Source organism: Streptococcus orisasini, assembly GCF_001431045.1.
GTDB classification, from domain to species: domain Bacteria; phylum Bacillota; class Bacilli; order Lactobacillales; family Streptococcaceae; genus Streptococcus; species Streptococcus orisasini.
The window spans coordinates 52251-71737 of the sequence record NZ_BCLE01000028.1 but is presented as its reverse complement, the minus strand read 5'-3'; the positions used below and the strand labels follow the sequence as shown (position 1 = coordinate 71737).

At 40.7% G+C, this 19487-nt stretch carries 17 protein-coding genes; 16 read left to right on the top strand and 1 reads right to left on the bottom strand.

Features of this window, described 5'->3' with window-relative positions; translation table 11 throughout:
- Positions 1–124 precede the first annotated feature (124 nt).
- Positions 125–1498, top strand: a complete 1374-nt coding sequence (gene nox / locus SCSH_RS05280) for a H2O-forming NADH oxidase (protein ID WP_057490845.1) — start codon at positions 125–127, stop codon at positions 1496–1498.
- Positions 1499–1796: 298 nt separating this feature from the next.
- Here nox and SCSH_RS05275 read toward each other — a convergent pair whose 3' ends face one another.
- On the bottom strand, positions 1797–2786 hold the full coding sequence (locus SCSH_RS05275; protein WP_057490844.1) for an L-lactate dehydrogenase: 990 nt from the start codon (positions 2784–2786) through the stop codon (positions 1797–1799).
- Positions 2787–2971: 185 nt separating this feature from the next.
- Here SCSH_RS05275 and gyrA point away from each other — a divergent pair, with 185 nt between their 5' ends.
- The 15 genes from gyrA (at position 2972) to SCSH_RS05200 (ending at position 19378) form a co-directional block, all read left to right on the top strand.
- Positions 2972–5434, top strand: a complete 2463-nt coding sequence (gene gyrA, locus SCSH_RS05270) for a DNA gyrase subunit A (protein WP_202966372.1) — start codon at positions 2972–2974, stop codon at positions 5432–5434.
- 7 nt (positions 5435–5441) lie between these two features.
- On the top strand, positions 5442–6182 hold the full coding sequence (locus tag SCSH_RS05265; RefSeq protein ID WP_057490852.1) for a class A sortase: 741 nt from the start codon (positions 5442–5444) through the stop codon (positions 6180–6182).
- Positions 6183–6373: 191 nt separating this feature from the next.
- Complete coding sequence (locus tag SCSH_RS05260) at positions 6374–7333, top strand: DUF1002 domain-containing protein (RefSeq protein ID WP_057490842.1); 960 nt, start codon at positions 6374–6376, stop codon at positions 7331–7333.
- A 176-nt stretch (positions 7334–7509) separates the two neighbouring features.
- Positions 7510–8772: an NRAMP family divalent metal transporter gene (locus SCSH_RS05255; RefSeq protein ID WP_057490841.1), complete on the top strand. Its 1263-nt coding sequence runs from the start codon at positions 7510–7512 to the stop codon at positions 8770–8772.
- A 147-nt stretch (positions 8773–8919) separates the two neighbouring features.
- Positions 8920–9420 carry an NUDIX hydrolase gene (locus tag SCSH_RS05250; RefSeq protein WP_057490840.1) on the top strand — a complete coding sequence of 167 codons (501 nt, stop codon included), beginning with the start codon at positions 8920–8922 and terminating at the stop codon, positions 9418–9420.
- A 47-nt stretch (positions 9421–9467) separates the two neighbouring features.
- On the top strand, positions 9468–10277 hold the full coding sequence (locus tag SCSH_RS05245; protein WP_057490839.1) for a Cof-type HAD-IIB family hydrolase: 810 nt from the start codon (positions 9468–9470) through the stop codon (positions 10275–10277).
- A gap of 60 nt (positions 10278–10337) precedes the next feature.
- Positions 10338–10985, top strand: a complete 648-nt coding sequence (locus SCSH_RS05240; RefSeq protein ID WP_057490838.1) for an SGNH/GDSL hydrolase family protein — start codon at positions 10338–10340, stop codon at positions 10983–10985.
- Positions 10986–11181: 196 nt separating this feature from the next.
- Complete coding sequence (locus SCSH_RS05235) at positions 11182–11466, top strand: phasin family protein (protein ID WP_057490851.1); 285 nt, start codon at positions 11182–11184, stop codon at positions 11464–11466.
- A gap of 20 nt (positions 11467–11486) precedes the next feature.
- On the top strand, positions 11487–13061 hold the full coding sequence (locus SCSH_RS05230) for an ABC1 kinase family protein (protein WP_057490837.1): 1575 nt from the start codon (positions 11487–11489) through the stop codon (positions 13059–13061).
- A gap of 29 nt (positions 13062–13090) precedes the next feature.
- A complete protein-coding gene (locus SCSH_RS05225; RefSeq protein WP_057490836.1) occupies positions 13091–13474 on the top strand; it encodes a VOC family protein in 384 nt (127 codons plus the stop codon).
- A 102-nt stretch (positions 13475–13576) separates the two neighbouring features.
- The gene (locus SCSH_RS05220) at positions 13577–15040 is read left to right on the top strand and encodes a glycoside hydrolase family 1 protein (RefSeq protein ID WP_057490835.1); all 1464 of its coding nucleotides are present in this window, start codon (positions 13577–13579) and stop codon (positions 15038–15040) included.
- Between the two features lie 58 nt (positions 15041–15098).
- Positions 15099–15701, top strand: coding sequence for a histidine phosphatase family protein (locus SCSH_RS05215; protein ID WP_057490834.1), 603 nt, complete (start codon positions 15099–15101; stop codon positions 15699–15701).
- Between the two features lie 5 nt (positions 15702–15706).
- On the top strand, positions 15707–16315 hold the full coding sequence (locus SCSH_RS05210) for a histidine phosphatase family protein (RefSeq protein WP_057490833.1): 609 nt from the start codon (positions 15707–15709) through the stop codon (positions 16313–16315).
- Complete coding sequence (locus tag SCSH_RS05205) at positions 16312–16911, top strand: histidine phosphatase family protein (protein WP_057490832.1); 600 nt, start codon at positions 16312–16314, stop codon at positions 16909–16911. Before SCSH_RS05210 ends, SCSH_RS05205 begins: the two co-directional genes overlap by 4 nt.
- A gap of 1027 nt (positions 16912–17938) precedes the next feature.
- Positions 17939–19378 (top strand): 6-phospho-beta-glucosidase, encoded by a 1440-nt coding sequence (locus SCSH_RS05200; protein ID WP_057490831.1) that lies wholly within the window; start codon positions 17939–17941, stop codon positions 19376–19378.
- The last annotated feature ends 109 nt before the right edge of the window (positions 19379–19487 follow it).

Sequence of the window (19487 nt, the reverse complement as noted above, 5' to 3'; positions counted from 1 at the left end):
GTTCTTTTTGATAAAAATCGACTTTTTCTTCAGTCTGGGATGAGCATATTCTTTGTAAGCGTTTTAATATCATGCTATACTATTGAAGTAACTAAATAGATTATATTGAAAAGAGGATTTTTCCATGAGCAAAATCGTTGTTGTTGGTGCTAACCATGCCGGTACATCTAGCGTTAATACTATTTTAGATAATTACGGCAGTGAAAACGAGGTTGTTGTTTTTGATCAAAATTCTAATATTTCCTTTTTAGGATGCGGAATGGCTCTTTGGATTGGCAAACAAATATCAGGGCCTCAAGGCCTGTTTTATGCTGATAAGGAGATGCTGGAATCAAAAGGTGCCAAAATTTATATGGAAGCACCAGTGACATCTGTTGATTACGACGCTAAAACAGTCACTGCCTTGGTCAACGGTCAGGAACATGTAGAGAGTTATGATAAGCTTATTTTAGCGACTGGTTCGACACCTATTTTGCCGCCTATTGAAGGGGCAGCGATTAAAGAAGGCAGCCGCGATTTTGAAGCAACACTTGAAAATCTTCAGTTTGTCAAATTGTATCAAAATGCAGAAGATGTTATCAATAAACTGCAGGATAAGAGCAAAAATCTTAATCGCATCGCTGTTGTCGGTGCCGGTTATATCGGGGTAGAGCTGGCTGAAGCTTTCAAACGTCTTGGTAAGGAAGTAACTCTGATTGATGTTGTTGATACCTGCTTAGCTGGTTATTATGATCATGACCTTTCAGATATGATGCGTCAGAATTTAGAAGACCATGGCATCCAATTAGCTTTTGGAGAAACCGTAAAAGCGATTGAAGGGGATGGCAAGGTCGAACGTATTGTAACAGATAAGGCGAGCCGCGATGTTGATATGGTTATCTTAGCGGTAGGCTTCCGTCCGAACACTGCCCTTGGAGCTGGTAAACTCGAAACTTTCCGCAATGGAGCTTTCCTTGTTAATAAAAAACAAGAAACTAGCTTTCCAGATGTTTACGCCATCGGCGACTGCGCTACTGTTTATGACAATACTATCAATGACACTAACTATATTGCCTTAGCTTCAAATGCACTGCGTTCTGGTATTGTGGCTGGGCATAATGCTACAGGTCATGAAATGGAATCTCTCGGTGTGCAAGGTTCAAATGGCATTTCTATTTTCGGACTCAATATGGTATCAACTGGTCTGACAGCTGAAAAAGCCAAACGATTTGGTTACAATCCGGCTGTTACTGAAATCAGCGATTCCCAAAAGGCAAGTTTTATTGAACATGGCAATTATGATGTAACACTTAAAATTATTTATGACAAGGATACACGTATTATTTTGGGAGCTCAAATGGCTTCACTAGGGGATATTTCTATGGGAATTCATTTGTTCTCCTTAGCCATTCAGGAAAAGGTGACTATTGACCGTTTGGCTCTGCTTGATCTGTTCTTCCTGCCGCATTTTAACCAACCCATGAGTTATATTGCCAAAGCAGCGATTGCTGCTGAGTAATGCAAAAAACTGAAGGCTCAATAAAAAATCATTTGCTTTACTTTAAATGGCCTGCTTCCTAAGTTAGATTCTTTCATCTAACTTAGGAAGACAGGCCGTTTTTGTCTCAGTCTTCTTCTTTATCAGCGGATAGTCCAGAGTGACTTTTAAAAAGAGTCATAGAAGCAGTAAGCAAAATAAACTATTCTATGATGATGAAGTACTGAATGTGAAACTGTGATGTTATCGTATTTTCTATATAAAAAGAAAAACCGAAGCTGAATATTTCAACTTCGGTTTATGTTTTATCGTATGATGTTTAGTTGCGAGCTGCAGCTGCAAATTCTTCATTTGAGAAAGCTTCATCGATGATTGCTTTCAGCTGTTTAGCAGAAGCTTGCATCTTTTGCAGTTCAGCATCGTTTAACGGAATGTTTACCGGACGAACGATACCGTGTGCACCAACAATAGCTGGCTGTCCAATAAAGACATCTTCAACACCTTCGTATTGGCCTGCTTGGAATACTGAAAGCGGAAGAACAGCATTTTCATCATCAAGGATTGCTTTGGTAATACGAGCAAGAGCTACTGCGATACCATAGAAAGTAGCGCCTTTTTTATTGATGATAGAGTAAGCAGCATCACGAACAGATACAAACAGTTTTACAAGACCTTCAGCATCAACATCACGGTTATCTTGCAGCCATTGTTCCAATTTAACACCGGCTACATTAGCATGAGACCAAACGGCAAATTCTGAATCACCGTGTTCACCCATAATGTAGGCATGGACTGAACGAGCATCAACGCCGATTCTTTCAGCCAAAGCTTGACGGAAGCGGGCAGTATCAAGAGATGTACCAGAACCAATAACGCGTTCTTTAGGGAAGCCTGAGAATTTCCATGTTGAATAAGTTAAGATATCAACTGGGTTAGCAGCAACCAAGAAGATTCCCTTAAAGCCTGATTCAACGACTTGTGTAACGATAGATTTGTTGATGGCAAGATTTTTACCAACAAGGTCAAGGCGAGTTTCGCCTGGTTTTTGAGGTGCACCTGCAGTAATGACAACAAGGTCAGCATCTGCACAGTCTTCGTATTTAGCAGCGTAAATTTTCTTTGGTGAAGTGAAGGCAAGTGCATGGCTAAGGTCAAGAGCGTCTCCAACAGCTTTTTCAAACAGTTGAGGGATTTCAATAATTCCCAGTTCTTGAGCAATTCCTTGGTTAACAAGTGCGAAGGCATAAGATGAACCTACAGCACCGTCACCGACAAGGATGACTTTTTTATGTTGTTTAGTTGCAGTCATGTTCTAAACATCTCCTTATAATTTATTAAGTGTATATTTTATACGAATTTATTCTAACACTTTTAGTTAAAAAAGTCACTAGTATTTTCCTTGGTCGGATGAAAACTATAGTAGAATAGCTGAAAATGAACAGTTTTTGTGATATAATATAAAGGAGTTTTAGACTAGAAATGGGGCATTTTTTAATGCAAGATAGAAATTTAGTAGATGTTAATTTAACAAGTGAAATGAAAACGAGTTTTATTGACTATGCTATGAGTGTTATTGTTTCCCGTGCTTTGCCTGATGTTCGCGACGGTTTGAAACCGGTTCACCGTCGCATTTTATACGGGATGAATGAATTGGGTGTCACTCCAGACAAACCGCATAAGAAATCGGCGCGTATTACTGGTGATGTTATGGGTAAGTATCACCCACACGGTGATTCGTCTATTTATGAAGCCATGGTCCGTATGGCTCAGTGGTGGTCTTACCGCCATATGCTGGTTGATGGTCATGGAAATTTTGGTTCCATGGATGGAGATGGTGCTGCAGCACAGCGTTATACAGAAGCGCGCATGAGTAAAATTGCTCTTGAAATGTTGCGTGACATCAACAAAAATACAGTTGATTTTGCAGATAACTATGATGGCAGTGAGCGCGAACCCTTGGTTCTGCCATCACGTTTTCCAAATCTCTTGGTAAATGGGGCGACCGGTATTGCAGTTGGTATGGCTACCAACATTCCGCCTCACAATTTGGGAGAGACTATTGATGCTGTGAAGTTGGTCATGGACAAGCCTGACGTTACGACACGCGAACTGATGGAAGTTTTACCTGGTCCAGATTTCCCGACAGGAGCACTTGTCATGGGTAAATCAGGTATTCATCGCGCTTATGATACCGGCAAAGGAACAATTGTCCTTCGGGCTCGCACTGAAATTGAAGAGACTAAATCAGGCCGTGAACGTATTGTTGTTACTGAATTTCCTTATATGGTCAATAAGACTAAGGTTCATGAACATATCGTTCGTCTGGCTCAGGAAAAGCGTGTTGAGGGCATTACGGCTGTTCGTGACGAATCGAGCCGTGAAGGTGTCCGCTTCATCATTGAAGTTCGCCGGGATGCCAGTGCCAATGTTATTTTGAATAATTTGTTTAAATTAACAAGTCTGCAAACCAATTTCAGTTTTAACATGCTGGCTATTGAAAATGGTGTGCCAAAAATCTTGTCTCTAAGACAAATTTTAGATAACTATATCGCCCACCAAAAAGAAGTCATTGTTAGACGGACAGAATTTGACAAGGCCAAAGCTGAAAGCCGTGCCCACATTTTAGAAGGTTTGCTGATTGCGCTTGATCATCTGGATGAAGTTATCCAAATCATTCGCAACAGTGAGACAGATACCATCGCGCAAGCAGAATTGATGAGCCGCTTTGATTTATCAGAACGGCAAAGCCAGGCTATCCTTGATATGCGCCTGCGCCGCTTAACCGGATTAGAAAGAGATAAAATCCAGTCTGAATATAATGAATTACTGGCTCTGATTGCTGATTTAGCAGATATTTTGGCTAAACCAGAGCGGGTTATTATCATTATTAAAGAAGAACTGGAAGAAATTAAACGTAAGTTTGCTGATGATCGCCGAACAGAGCTCATGGTTGGTGAAGTCCTGTCGCTGGAAGACGAAGATTTGATCGAAGAAGAAGATGTTTTGATTACCCTATCCAATAAAGGTTACATCAAGCGTCTGGGACAAGACGAGTTCCGTGCCCAAAAACGCGGAGGCCGCGGTGTTCAGGGAACAGGTGTCAATGATGATGATTTTGTTCGTGAACTGGTTTCGACCAGCACCCACGATTCCATGCTCTTCTTCACAAATCAGGGTAGGGTTTATCGCCTGAAAGGTTATGAAATTCCTGAATACGGCCGTACTGCAAAAGGACTGCCAGTTGTGAATCTACTGAAGCTGGATGAAGGGGAAACGATTCAGACGATTATCAATGTCAAAACAGATGATTTCCATGATAAATACCTCTTTTTCACAACTAGACAAGGACTTGTCAAGCGTACCAGCGTTTCTGCCTTTGGCAATATCCGCCAAAACGGGCTCAAGGCTCTGAACCTTCGTGATGGTGATGAACTTATCAATGTCTTGTTGACAGATGGCTCAAACGATATTATCATCGGAACACGTCAAGGTTATTCCGTTCGTTTCAATGAGACTGTTGTTCGCAATATGGGTCGTTCAGCAACTGGTGTAAAAGGTGTCAGTCTTCGTGAAGGGGATCTTGTCGTCGGTGCTGCTCACATTGCTGAAAACCAGGATGTTCTGACGATTACTGAAAAAGGCTACGGCAAACAAACTCCTGCAGATCAATACCCAACTAAAGGCCGCGGCGGCAAAGGAATTAAAACCGCCAACATCACTTCTAAAAATGGTCCTCTTGCTGGATTAGTAACTGTTAATGGTGATGAGGATATTATGATTATTACGGATACCGGTGTTATTATTCGTACAAGTGTTGCCAATATTTCTCAAACAGGTCGTTCAGCTATGGGAGTTAGGGTCATGCGTCTAGATAAGCAGGCAAAAATTGTGACCTTTGCATTGGTAAAACCAGAAGCAACGGATGAATCCGATTCAAATAATGATGAAAATGAATAGAAAATCAATGAAAAAAGCAACAAAACCTAGAAAAAAACGACAATTCTTGAGAAACTTTTTTCTCATTCTCTTGTTAGTCATTGGCTTAGCTTTAATCTTTAATAAGCCAATCAGAAATACCTTAATTGCTTGGAATACTAATAAATACCAAGTGAGCAAGGTCAGCAAGGAAATTCTTAAAAAAAATAAGGATGCTGACTCATCCTTTGATTTTAAAAAGGTTAGATCAATCAGTACAGAATCAGTCTTAGCTGCTCAGATGGCAGCGCAGAAACTGCCAGTTATCGGCGGTATTGCGATTCCGGATTTGAAAATTAACCTACCGATTTTTAAAGGTTTAGACAATGTTGGTCTGACTTACGGCGCTGGTACAATGAAAGAGAATCAGGTCATGGGGCAAAATAACTATGCCTTGGCCAGCCATCATGTTTTTGGTCTGACAGGGTCTTCTCAGATGTTGTTTTCACCTTTGGAACGGGCACAAAATGGTATGAAAATTTACCTTACTGATAAAACTAAAATTTACACTTACGTTATCAGTGAAGTAAAAACAGTCACACCCGAACACGTCGAGGTTATAAACGATACCCCTGGCCAGACAGAAATTACTCTGGTAACCTGCACAGATGCTGAAGCAACAGCCAGAACAATTGTTCATGGCAGATATGAAGGAGAAGTCGATTTTAAAAAGGCAGCTAAGAAAGTTAAAAAGGCTTTCCGGCAATCCTATAATCAAATATCACTCTAGCATCGGCAGCATATGATATTAAACATTTATATATCAGAAGGACTGGAAAATAGTTTCAGTCCTTTTTTAACCTGTTATAAGGAAATGCATGAGGCTGCAAATGATTTTTTCTTTGGAGAACATCTGGGAAAATGCTATAATAAAACACTAAGAGTTGAAAAAGAAAAAATGACGAGAAAGGAATGTAAAATATGACTTTACGAAAATTAGTGACTTGTGTAGCACTCTTGTTTGCTTCCTTAGTGAGTCTGACTCCTGTTTTTGCCAGTAGTTCGAATTCTGTTCAAAAGGTTATTGATGAATCTTACGTGCAGCCAGACTATGTTTTGGGCTATTCTTTAAGTGAAGAACAGCGCAGTCAGACTCTAGATTTATTGGGATATAAGGCCGATACAGATACTAATGTTAAGACGCTTGATACCAGCAGCTATGCTAAGATTATGAATGTTGCTGACGATCCGAGTTTACAGCTGTATTCGTCAGTGAAAATTCAAAAATTGGGCAGCCGAGAAACACTGGATGTACAGATTGTAACCCCTGAAAATATCACAAAAGTAACACGGGACATGTACCGAAACGCAGCGATAACACTTGGTATTGAACATGCTAAAATTACAGTTGCAGCGCCCATTGCAGTAACAGGGGAATCAGCTTTGGCTGGTATTTACTATTCACTTGAAGAAAAGGGAGCAGCTGTTTCTGAGGAGAGCAAGAACTTAGCACAAGAAGAGCTTGGCGCCCTTTCTGATATCAACGAACAAAACAAAGGCAAAGAAGGCTACGATGCCGATAAACTCAATGTGGCTCTAACAGATATTAAATCTGCAGTAGCTGATTCAGGGGACAGCCTAACCAAAGACCAAGTTCGAAAAATTGTAGAAGATACCTTAAAAAACTATGGACTTAAGTCTTCAATGACAGAAAATCAAATCACTTTGATTGTTAACTTTGCTTTCAACCTATCAAAGAGCAAAGTCATTCACAATGCTGGTTTTAAATCAACACTTAATTCCTTAAAAGACAGTATTGTAGCCAAAGCTAAGTCTACTTTTAAGGGATTTAATCTGAATTTTGATGCCAACAAGGCCGTTGAATCTGGCAAGGGATTCTTCGCTAGAATTTGGCAATGGCTCGTCAGCCTGTTTTCATAATGATAGAAAGATAGATACACTAAAAACTGAGACAGATGTCTTGGTTTTTTATTCATTCTAGTGACAGTTGTTGAAATTTTCTGAAAATCCTCTTGACAGCTTTTGAATGGGTGTTATAATAATTGTATATCAGATTCTGAAAAATCTGACAATTCATTCGAATAAAGGAGAATTTTATGACAGAGAATACAGAAGAGCAGTCAATAAATTGGCGGGAAAAATTCCAGGCTTTCGGTCCTGGAATCCTCATGGCTGCGGCGGCAGTCGGAGGGTCGCATATCGTCTCTTCGACACAGGCAGGAGCTATTTATGGCTGGCAGCTGGCCATTATTATTCTTTTGGTCAATTTATTTAAATACCCGTTTTTTAGATTTGGGTCACAGTATACGCTGCAAAATAACAAAAGCCTGATTGAAGGATATAAGGAAAAAGGATCTTTTTACCTTTGGGTATTCTTTATTATGAATATTTTTTCAGCTGTTGTTAATACTGCTGCAGTGGGGATTTTGGCAGCTGCTATCTTATATAATATTTTTCCGCATGGATTTGGTTTGAGCATTTCACAGCTGACAACAATTTTGATTGTTGTTACCTGGGCCATGCTCTTGATCGGCGGTTATAAATTTCTTGATAGCCTGTCCAAGTTTGTTATGATCTCTTTGACTCTGGCAACGACTTTGGCCGTTATCATTGCTGTTTTCAAACACAGAGAGCTGGCACCTGATTTTCAGGCACCTTCGCCTTGGCAATTAAGCGCCCTGCCCTTCATCGTTTCCTTGATGGGCTGGATGCCTGCACCTATTGAAATATCAGCGATTAATTCCATGTGGACTGTTGAAAAACGTCGGACAACCAAGGTCAGCTACAAAGATGGTTTGCTTGACTTTAATGTGGGTTACATCGGCACAGCCATCCTCGCCTTTATCTTTTTGGCTTTGGGTGCCTTGATTCAGTTTGGTTCTGGAGAACCTGTCAAAAGTGCTAGTGCAGCCTACATTGCGCAATTTATCAACATGTATGCCTATGCTATTGGAAATTGGTCACGGCTCTTGATTGCCTTTATTGCCTTTTTGTGTATTTTTGGTACGACCATTACGGTTATTGATGGTTATTCTCGCGCTAATAATGAGACCCTTCGTCTTTTATTCAATAAGAAGGAAGCCAGTCAAAAGCAGTTGAATATTTGGACAACGTTCACCTCTCTTGTAGGAATTGTTATTGTTCTCTTGTTTGCAGGGGATGTTGCAACTTTGATGCGTTTTGCCATGATTGCTTCCTTCCTGACAACACCTGTTTACGCTTACTTGAATTTCTCTTTGGTTAACAACAAAGAACATCGGCTGTCTCCATGGCTTTATTGGCTGTCTATTGCAGGAATTATTTACTTAGCCGGTTTTGCCCTCTTTTTCCTTGCTTACATTACAGGATTGCTGGGTTAATAGTATTAAAAAGATTGGAATGCGTTTATTTCAATCTTTTTTGATTAGCTTTGAAATTATTTTGTATTTCAAAAATCAATAGAAACGCTTGAGTTTTCTGTATTTTTCGAGATATAATAAAGGGGAATTAGCTGGAGGAATAAGCTTATGACTGAAGTTTGGGATGCCTATGATGAAAATCGGAACTTGATACCGGGAAAGACCATCATACGTGAGACTTTTTCAACAGCAGATGACTTTCACTTGGTGGTCGAAGTTCTGCTTTTACATGGAGATAATGCTGTGCTTTTTATGCATCGTTCTTCCGAGAAAGAAACTTTTCCAGGATACTATGAAGCAACGGCTGGCGGTTCGGCTTTAAAAGGTGAGAATTCAGAAACAGCCGTCCGCCGGGAATTAAAAGAAGAGACAGGTCTGGAAGCTGACCGTCTTCAGCTTCTCTATCAATACAGCGATCCTAAATATCACGCTCACTTTGACCATTATTTGGCTAGGACCGGAGCTGATAAAGACCAGGTCAGTTACCAAAAGGGTGAGACAGACGGCCACGTTTGGGTGTCTCCCGAAGAATTGGCAGATTTTCTGGATAAGGAAGATGTTCTGCCAGCAAATGTGACGGAGCTAAAAATACTCTTTGGTTTAAAATAGCAGACAGGTAGCTGCTGTTTCATGAAATGCATTATTAAGGAGGCGAAATGACAGTAAAAGTAATCGCGACAGATATGGATGGCACTTTTTTGAATTCACAGGGGCAGTATGACCGTGAACGTTTCCAAAAGCTGTTAAGGCAGCTGCAGGAAAGGGACATTCGCTTTGTTGTAGCGAGCGGTAATCAGTATCAGCAGTTAAGAGATCAGTTTCCCGATTGCCATGAGCAGCTGACCTTTGTCAGTGAAAATGGGGCTAATATCATTCACAAGGACAAGCCTTTGATTGAAGTTTTTCAAAACAGAGAAGACATTGCCCATTTGATACATTTTGTTGAGCAAGAATATCCTGAAGCTGTCATTTCTTTATCAGGTGAGGAGAAAGCATATCTGCGCAGAGATGCTCCCCATGATATCATCGAATGGCTTTTGCCTTTTCTGCCTAATTTAGAGCTTGTTGAGGAGTTGCTTCCACTTCCTCATGAGCGTTTTTTCAAATTAACCCTTAAGGTTGAAGAAGAAGCTGTGACGCAAGTAAGGCAGGCTATTGATAGCTTTGAAACCAGCGATCGTTTAGTAAGCACCAGCAGCGGTTTTGGCTGCATTGATGTCATCACAAAAGGTCTGCATAAAGGCTGGGCACTTGAGCAATTGCTAAAAGGTTGGAATTATAAGAGTGATAATCTGATGGTGTTTGGTGACAGCGGCAATGATGTTGAAATGCTGAAGCTTGCCAAATATTCCTATGCCATGGCTAATGCATCTAAAGAGGCCAAAGTAGCAGCCCGTTATCAAGCAAGCTCAAACGATGACTCTGGTGTATTGGAGGTCATCGAAAATTATTTGGCAGCTTTATAAAAATAGTAATTTTTGGAAGAAAAGGGCCTCTTGTTTCTTTTTGAAGTGAAGGAGATAAATATGTTGCACAATCAATCAAGTACCAATCAGCGCTCAAAAGAAAGCGGCAGTACTGAATTAGATACTTATCAAATGGAACGGCTGCGGTCTTTCCAAAAAGCTAATGCGCAGAAACAAGCTGACAGCATTGCTTTTGCCGGCGATTCCATTACCGAATTTTTTCCCTTGAAGAAATATCTGGGACGTGAAAAAAATATAATTAACCGAGGTATTGCTGGCACCGATTCTGTCTGGCTTTTGGAGCATCTACAAGAGCAGGTGCTGGACTTAAATCCGGCTAAGGTCTTTTTAATGATTGGTATCAATGATATTGGAAGAGGCTATGCTCTGTCTGATATTACTTCAAGAATTTCAGAGATTATTGCCCAGATCCGAAGTCATAATATTCTTACTCAGATCTACCTCTTGTCTGTTTTGCCAGTCAATGAAGGAGAACAGTATGCTGCAAAGGTGAAGATCAGAAACAATGCTGCTGTGCAGCAGTTAAATCAAAATTTGCAGGTTTTGCCGGGAGTTCAATATATTGATTTGTACCCTTTGCTCTTAGATGATTCTGGGAATTTAGCTGAACATAATACCATTGATGGCCTGCATTTGAGCCAAGAGGGCTATGAAAAAATTGCTGCTAGTTTAAAACAGGAACTGTAAAAATTTTCAGGAAATAATAATTGGAACTACTGTAGGATTCTGAAAAGTCTTGCAGTTTTTTTAAACAATTCATCTAAAATTGCCTGAGAAAATTCGGAAAAAAGCCCATATTTTTCACAAAAAGTAGTAAGATAAAGATATAAATAATAATCAGCTGTATTTTGCTGCAGCTTTGTCATTTAAGGAGGCATCTATGATGGATGAATTGAAGAAAATATTGCTGGCTGGTATCGGTTTGACTTCCATGACCTATGAAAAAGCAGACGGTTTTGTCAAAGAGTTAGTGGAAAAGGGCCGTATTACAGTAGATGAAGGCAAGGAATTGCAGTCTGAATTAAAACGTAAAAGTCAAGCAGAAGCTCAGGAAGTTTTGGACAAGGTCAACGCTAAGACGCAAAATGTACAGTATGCAACCAAGGAAGACGTTTCCCGTTTGGAAGCGAAACTGGACGCTCTTTTGCAGCAGTCATCTGAAAAATAACTTCGGATAAGGAAAGGTTTATGTCAACTAAGCGTTTAAGAGAAATAGTTGCCGTCTTTAGTTCGGTCGGCCTGACAGCACTTAAGGATAAAAGAAAGCCGCTCGATGACCAAACAGCACCGCAAAAGCTGTGTCAGGCCTTTGAAAAACTAGGTTCGAGTTTTGTCAAAATTGGCCAGATTTTATCCACCCGAAGTGATCTGCTGCCGGAAGCTTACATTAAAGAGTTGAGCAAGCTGCAAAGCGATGTGCAGCCCCTGTCCAAAGACATTGTTATGTCTGCCATTCAAGCAGAGCTTAATGAGCCACTTGAAAATGTTTTTCAGTGGATTTCGGATGAGCCTTTGGCCAGCGGTTCAGTCGCTCAGACACATCGAGCTAGGCTTTATTCTGGTCAGGAAGTTGTGATTAAGATCCAAAGACCTCATTTGGCAGACGTTCTAGACGAAGATATCAATCTCTTGATTCGCTTGTCTCGCAGAATTCCGTCTGCCTTTATTCCCATGGTTAATGTAACAGATGTCCTATACCAGTTAAAGGACAGTCTGATTCTGGAAATTGATTTTCGCAACGAAGCACAGGCTATGCTGGATTTTGCAGAGCTCAATCAAGGGGTCAAGTGTATTGCTGTGCCCAAGGTTTTTTCAGCCTATACCACTGAACATATGATTGTTGAAGAGTATATTTCCGGAATTCCCATCAATCATTATACAAATTTGCTTCAAGCGGGCTATGATTTAGAGGATATCGGCCGAAAGCTAATGCTCTCTTTTATCAAACAAGTCTTCAAGGATGGGTGTTTTCATGGAGATCCTCATCCAGGAAATCTTTTGATTCATGAAGGGCAGATTTACTTTATTGATTTTGGGATTACCGGACGCTTAGAAGATGGCATGCGGTCTTCTTTGAATGATATTCTTTACAGTTTCACAGCCCAAGACGTGGATGGCATGACCAGGGCTGTCCTTGATATTACCAGTTTTGATACCTCTATCAATAAGATGGAGCTGAGTCAGGATGTTGAACGCATGTTGGCTAAATATTCCAGTCTTGATTTGGGAGATTTAGCCATTACGGATCTCTTGCAGGATTTAGTTGATATTTTCCTGAAAAATCATTTAAAAGCGCCATCGCAGATTGTTATTTTGGAAAAGGCTTCGCTGCAGATTGAAGGGATTTTCCGAGATTTGGCGCCTAATATTGACTTGATGACCTTAGCCAAAAATTACTTCATCGAAAATATGGGACCAGACCTGCTGAAACAAGCTCTCAACAAGGAGGCCTTGCTGATTGAACTGTTTTACCTTTTGAAAAATGGTAAAAATGTTCCCAGACGGATGAATCAGCTCTTAGAACAGGTTTTAAATGGACGAATTTTAATCAACCACGATTTTTACGATTACAATAATCGGATTAAGACCATAAACAGTATTGCCAATCGCCTGATATTCAGTCTGGTTTTTCTGGCTTTAATGATCTCTGCTAGTTTATTTAGCCTCAATGCAAAATTGCAATCTTTGTCAATCTTTTTGCTGGTTCTTGCAACGCTTGTTTTGATCTTGGAAATGATTTGGATAGTTAAAAGCCGCCGTTAGCATTAAATAAAGACTTAGGAGAGTTAGTTATGAGGATAGAACATGTGGCAATCTATGTCGATGATTTAGAAGCAGCAAGAAGTTTTTTTGAAAACTACTTTGGTGCTCAGGCAAATAATCTCTATCACAATCCAAAGAAAGGCTTTAAATCCTATTTCTTATCTTTTGATGATGGAGCACGCTTAGAAATTATAACCAAGGTAGATATTAGTCATGAAAAATTAGCTCAAGATCATCTAGGTTTTATTCATCTAGCTTTTAGTGTAGGCAGCAAAGAAAAGGTCGACGAACTGACGAAACGCTTGCAAGGTGATGGTTATCCTGTTTTAAGTGGACCACGAACTACTGGAGACGGTTACTACGAATCTTGCATTTTAGGAGTAGAAGGCAATCAAATAGAAATTACAATTTAGCTATAAATCATAGGATAGTATCAGTATATCCAATTATTTTACAGGGAAAGCAGACCTCTCTAAGGTATAATACAAGTATTAAGATAAAATGAGGTACTTGCTATGATAAAACAATTTCCGCAAGATTTTTTATGGGGAGGAGCTACGGCTGCCAATCAGTTTGAAGGTGCTTGGAATGTGGATGGCCGCGGACCTGCAACTTCTGACACCGCCCGTGCAGTCGCCCCGGAAGAGCGTAAAACAATGGGCAGTGAATTTTCTTCACCCATGACCCGTGAAAAGTTGGAGTATGCCCTTAATGACAAAAAGGGGCTCTATCCTAAACGCTGGGGTTCTGATTTTTATCATCGCTATAAAGAAGATATTGCGCTTTATGCTGAAATGGGCTTTAAGACCTTTCGTCTGTCTATTGCTTGGTCCCGGATTTTTCCTAAGGGTGATGAAAAGGAAGCCAATGAAGCAGGTCTTGCATTTTACGATAAGGTTTTTGATGAGCTTAATAAATACGGCATTGAGCCCTTGGTGACGCTGTCGCATTATGAGTTTCCAATTCATCTGGTGACAGCATACGGCGGCTGGAAAAATCGTAAAGTTATTGATTTCTTTGTGCATTATGCTGAAACGGTCTTCAAACGCTACAAGGATAAGGTCAAATACTGGCTGACTTTTAATGAAATCAACATTATTGGTATGACAGGTTATCTTTCAGGAGGTCTTCTTTTTGAAGATGGCAAATTAAATCTGCAGGAAATGTATCAAGCAGCCCATCATCAATTTGTAGCATCAGCCTTAGCTACCAAAGCCGGTCATGAAATTAATCCTGATTTTAAGATTGGCTGTATGCTAGCGCGCATGCAGGCTTATCCGGCGACCTGCAATCCGGATGATGTCATGGAAGAAGTTCGAAAGGATCATGAAAATCTTTTCTTTTCAGATGTTCAGGTGCGCGGCAAATACCCGTCTTATGCCAAACGGTTTTTCAAAGAAAATGGGATTGAACTGGAAATTGCTGATGATGACTTGGAAATTCTTCAGGACTATCCCGTTGACTTTATGTCTTTTTCTTACTACATGAGCTCCCTTGCTCGTAAGAAGAAGTCTGATGAAGAAACGGCAGGTAATCTTATTCTCAGCGAACCCAATCCTTATCTTCAAGCTTCGGATTGGGGCTGGCAAATTGATCCCGTCGGACTTCGTATCACCTTAAATAAACTTTATGACCGCTATCAGATTCCTCTCATGGTTGTTGAAAATGGACTGGGAGCTCTTGATAAGCTTGAAGAAGATGGTTCTGTGCACGATCAATACCGTATTGATTACCTCAAATCCCATGTCGAACAGATGTATGAAGCCATTGAAGACGGTGTCGACTTAATAGGTTATACGTGGTGGGGCTGTACTGACCTTGTCTCCGCATCGACATCAGAAATGTCTAAACGTTACGGTTTTGTTTATGTTGATGCAGATGACCAAGGCCAAGGAACGTTCAACCGTTCACGTAAGGATTCATTCTTTTATTATAAAAATTTAATTGCGACAAATGGAGCAAGTGTTTTAAATGATTGAGACAGCAAAAGAGTTGGACTGTGATTGTCTGACAATTAGAAAGAGAGTATAGAAATAAATGGTTCAGACGCTTTACCTTATGCGCCATGGGGAAACCTTGTTCAACACACAAAAACGCGTTCAGGGATGGTGCGATTCTCCCCTGACTGAAACAGGAATTGCTCAGGCCAAATCAGCAAGAGATTATTTTCAGGAAAAGGGTATTATCTTTGATAAAGCTTATTCTTCAACACAGGAGCGAGCAACAGATACTTTGAAACTCATTACAAATCAACCTTATCAGCAATTGAAGGGGCTAAAGGAAATGAATTTTGGTATTTTTGAGGCTCAGCCAGAAAGTCTATTGCCGCGTTTCAGACCTGGCGGATCTTCTTTTGAAGATTTGCTGGTTCCTTATGGCGGTGAAGACATTGCTCATGTCGGCAAACGTGTTTATGAAACGGTTCTTGCAGCTCTAGAAGATAAATCAGCTCAGACCATGCTGATGGTCAGTCACGGGGCTGCCTTATATGGACTGATACTTGAGTTAAACATTCAATTGCCTCAGGGACTTCATTTTGGAAACTGTGCCATTTGCAAGTATCAATATGATAACAACCATTTAGATTTAATCAGTGTTATTGATCCGCTGAAAAATCTTTCTGTTGATCTTAAAGGATAATGGTCATGAGTAAACAGTTTTATTTGATGAGGCATGGACAGACACGTTTTAATGAACAGCACCGTATTCAAGGAGTCTGCGATTCTCCCTTAACAGAGCTTGGCATTAAACAGGCCCAACAAGCTGCTGATTATTTTAAAAGCAAGGGCATTGTTTTTGATGAAGTTTATTCTTCTACGCAAGAGCGAGCCTGCGACACTGCTGAAATTGTTTCAGGCAGGCGCGATATTATCCGCTTGAAAGGACTGAAAGAATGGGACTTTGGAGCTTTTGAAGGCCAGCAAGAGTACCTCAATCCACCTTTGCAGGCAGGCGGTATCGGCTATGGCGATTATTTTGTTGTTCACGGCGGTGAATCAAATCGGGAAGTGCGTGAACGCATGGGAAAAGCAGTAAGAGAACTTTTGGAAAAAAGCTCTGCCAAGACCATTCTTGCTGTCAGCCATGGTGCGGCCATAGCTCAGTTTTTCCGCCATGTTTTGTCTGATCCACCGCAGATTCGCGGTATGCACAATTGTGCTATCCTGCATTTCTGCTATGATGGTGCTTTTGATCTCTTGTCAATTTATAATCCTGATGACAGCAGCTTTGTTTATCAAAAGGAGGAGAAATGACAGCAGATATTTATCTCATGAGACATGGTCAGACTTTATTTAATGTTCAAAAACGGATTCAGGGTTGGTCAGACTCACCTTTAACAGAAGAAGGGATTAAGCAGGCTAAGCAAGCCGGAAATTACCTTAAACAGTTAGGTCTGACATTTGACAGCCTTTATTGCTCAACTGCCGAACGCGCCAGTGATACATTGGAATTAGCAACAGGCCGAACCGATTATAGACGCCTTAAGGGACTTAAGGAAATGAACTTTGGAGTTTATGAAGGTCAGCAGGAATACCTTCATCCGCCGTATAAAGTTCGGCAAGAAACTGGTAACTACTATGAAAAATTTGGCGGCGAGACAGACAGAGCCGTTCAAGAGCGGTTGCTAAAAACGATGACAGCTATTGCAGAAGCAGAAACTGGCAAAACTGTTTTAGCGGTCAGTCATGCAGGTGCCCTAGCTCAATTTCTGCTAGCTCTTGGTTTAGAAAAGAAACTAACTTTCTTTCCAGGCAACTGCTGTGTTTTAGAATTTCACTATGAGGCAGGAAAATTTAATTTGCTGCGCTTTATCGATACTTTAGAAGAAAAAATAATACAGTTAAATTGAACATGGCTACGACACTGTGCAAAAAGAGAAAGACTTCCTAGATGCCAACTTTCCTATTCTGCCTTTGCTCGCTTACGCCTTTTGCGACACTTCGTTTGGTTAGTCGATCTTACTAACCAAACGACGTTAGCGGGAGAGGTAGCCAATTCACTATAGTGATTGGCGTTTGTTATCAAGTGCAAAGCACTTAGATAACATTCCTCTGCCGTATCTTATTAATTGAACACGCCGACGACACTGTGCAAAAAGAGAAAGACTTCCTAGATGCCTAGGCATCTTCGTCAGCTTTCCTATTTTGCTGTGTGTCGTTTACGCCTTTGTATCTTATTAATTGAACACGCCGACGACTCTGTGAAATTAGACTCGCCTTCCTAGAATCTTTAGGGATTCTTCGTCAGGCTCCCTAAATTTCTTTGAGTCGCTTAACGGCTTAGTACCTTATGTAATCGAACACGGGCTAAAAGCGTCGAGAAAAAGATAGCCTGCCTTATGCACAAAACGCATGGCGTTAGGCTCCTATTTTCTTCTCGCTTTCTTAACGCCCTTAGTATCTTATTAATTGAACACGCCTACGACTCTGTGAAATTAGACTCACCTTCCTAGAATCTTTAGGGATTCTTCGTCAGGCTCCCTAAATTTCTTTGAGTCGCTTAACGGCTTAGTATCTTATGTAACTGAACACGGGCTAAAAGCGTCGAGAAAAAGATAGCCTGCCTTATGCACAAAGCGCATGACGTTAGGCTCCTATTTTCTTCTCGCTTTCTTAACGCTCTTAGTATCTTATTAATTGAACACGCCGACGACTCTGTGAAATTAGACTCGCCTTCCTAGAATCTTTAGGGATTCTTCGTCAGGCTCCCTAAATTTCTTTGAGTCGCTTAACGGCTTAGTATCTTATGTAACTGAACACGGGCTAAAATCCTAGTAAAAAAGATAAACTTCCTTGTGTCTTAACGACACAGCGTCAGTTTCCTATTTTTATACGGATTTCTTAACGCCCTTTGTATCTTAATTAAAGGAGTTTAAAATGACACAATTAAAACCATTTCCAGACGGATTTTTATGGGGCGGCGCAACAGCTGCTAACCAATGCGAAGGAGCATATGATGTTGACGGACGCGGATTAGCCAATGTTGACGTGGTGCCGATTGGCGAAGATCGCTTTCCAATCATTGCCGGAAAAAAGAAAATGTTCGACTTTGAAGAAGGCTATTTCTATCCAGCCAAAGAATCCATTGATATGTACCATCATTTTAAGGAAGATATTGCGCTTTTTGGAGAAATGGGTTTTAAAACCTATCGTCTCTCTATTGCCTGGACGCGTATTTTCCCGCAAGGAGATGAATTGGAGCCTAATGAAGCTGGCTTGCAGTTCTATGAAGATTTATTTAAAGAATGCCATAAGTACGGTATTGAACCGCTGGTAACCATTACCCATTTTGACTGCCCTATGCATTTGATTAAAGAGTACGGCGGCTGGCGCAATCGTAAGATGTTAGAGTTTTACGAACGTCTCTGCCGCACCCTGTTCACTCGTTATAAAGGGCTGGTCAAATATTGGCTGACCTTCAATGAAATCAACATGATTCTTCACGCGCCGTTTATGGGAGCTGGCCTTTATTTTGAAGAAGGCGAAAATGAAGAAGAAGTGAAGTATCAGTCTGCTCACCATGAATTGGTAGCATCAGCCATTGCCACTAAGCTGGCTCATGAAATTGACCCTAATAACAAGGTTGGCTGTATGCTGGCTGCTGGTCAGTATTATCCAAACACCTGCAATCCTAATGACTATTGGAAGGCTATGCAGGAAGACCGGTCTAACTATTTCTTTATTGATGTACAAGCACGCGGCGAATATCCCAACTATGCTAAGAAGCAATTTGAACGCGATGGGCTTAACATTGTCATGACAGATGAAGATTTGCAGCTGCTTCGTGAAAATACGGTTGATTTTGTTTCCTTCTCTTATTATTCCAGCCGAGTGGCTTCTGCCGATCCAAAAGCCAATGATAAGACACAGGGTAATATCTTTGCTTCCATTAAAAATCCTTACTTGGCATCATCTGAATGGGGTTGGCAAATTGATCCGCTTGGTCTTCGGATTACCCTTAATACCATCTGGGATCGCTATCAAAAACCTATGTTCATTGTTGAAAATGGTCTTGGTGCAGTAGATAAACCAGATGAAAATGGCTATGTTGAAGATGATTACCGCATTGATTACCTGCGTGAGCACATTAAAGCCATGAATGCCGCTATCAATGAAGACGGTGTTGAGCTTTGGGGTTACACAACTTGGGGCTGTATTGACCTTGTGTCAGCAGGTACAGGTGAAATGAAGAAACGCTACGGTTTCATTTATGTTGACCGTGATAATGCTGGAAACGGTACTCTCAAACGTTCCAAGAAGAAATCATTTGACTGGTACAAGCAAGTTATTGCTTCAAATGGAACAGACATTGATTAATAACATAGGGAGTGAGGTTGGACTTTTGCCCAACCTCTTTTAAGGCTTGAAAGTTCTGTATAGGCATGAAGAGCTGATTAAATAGAAAAGACTGAGTGATTAGTTTATT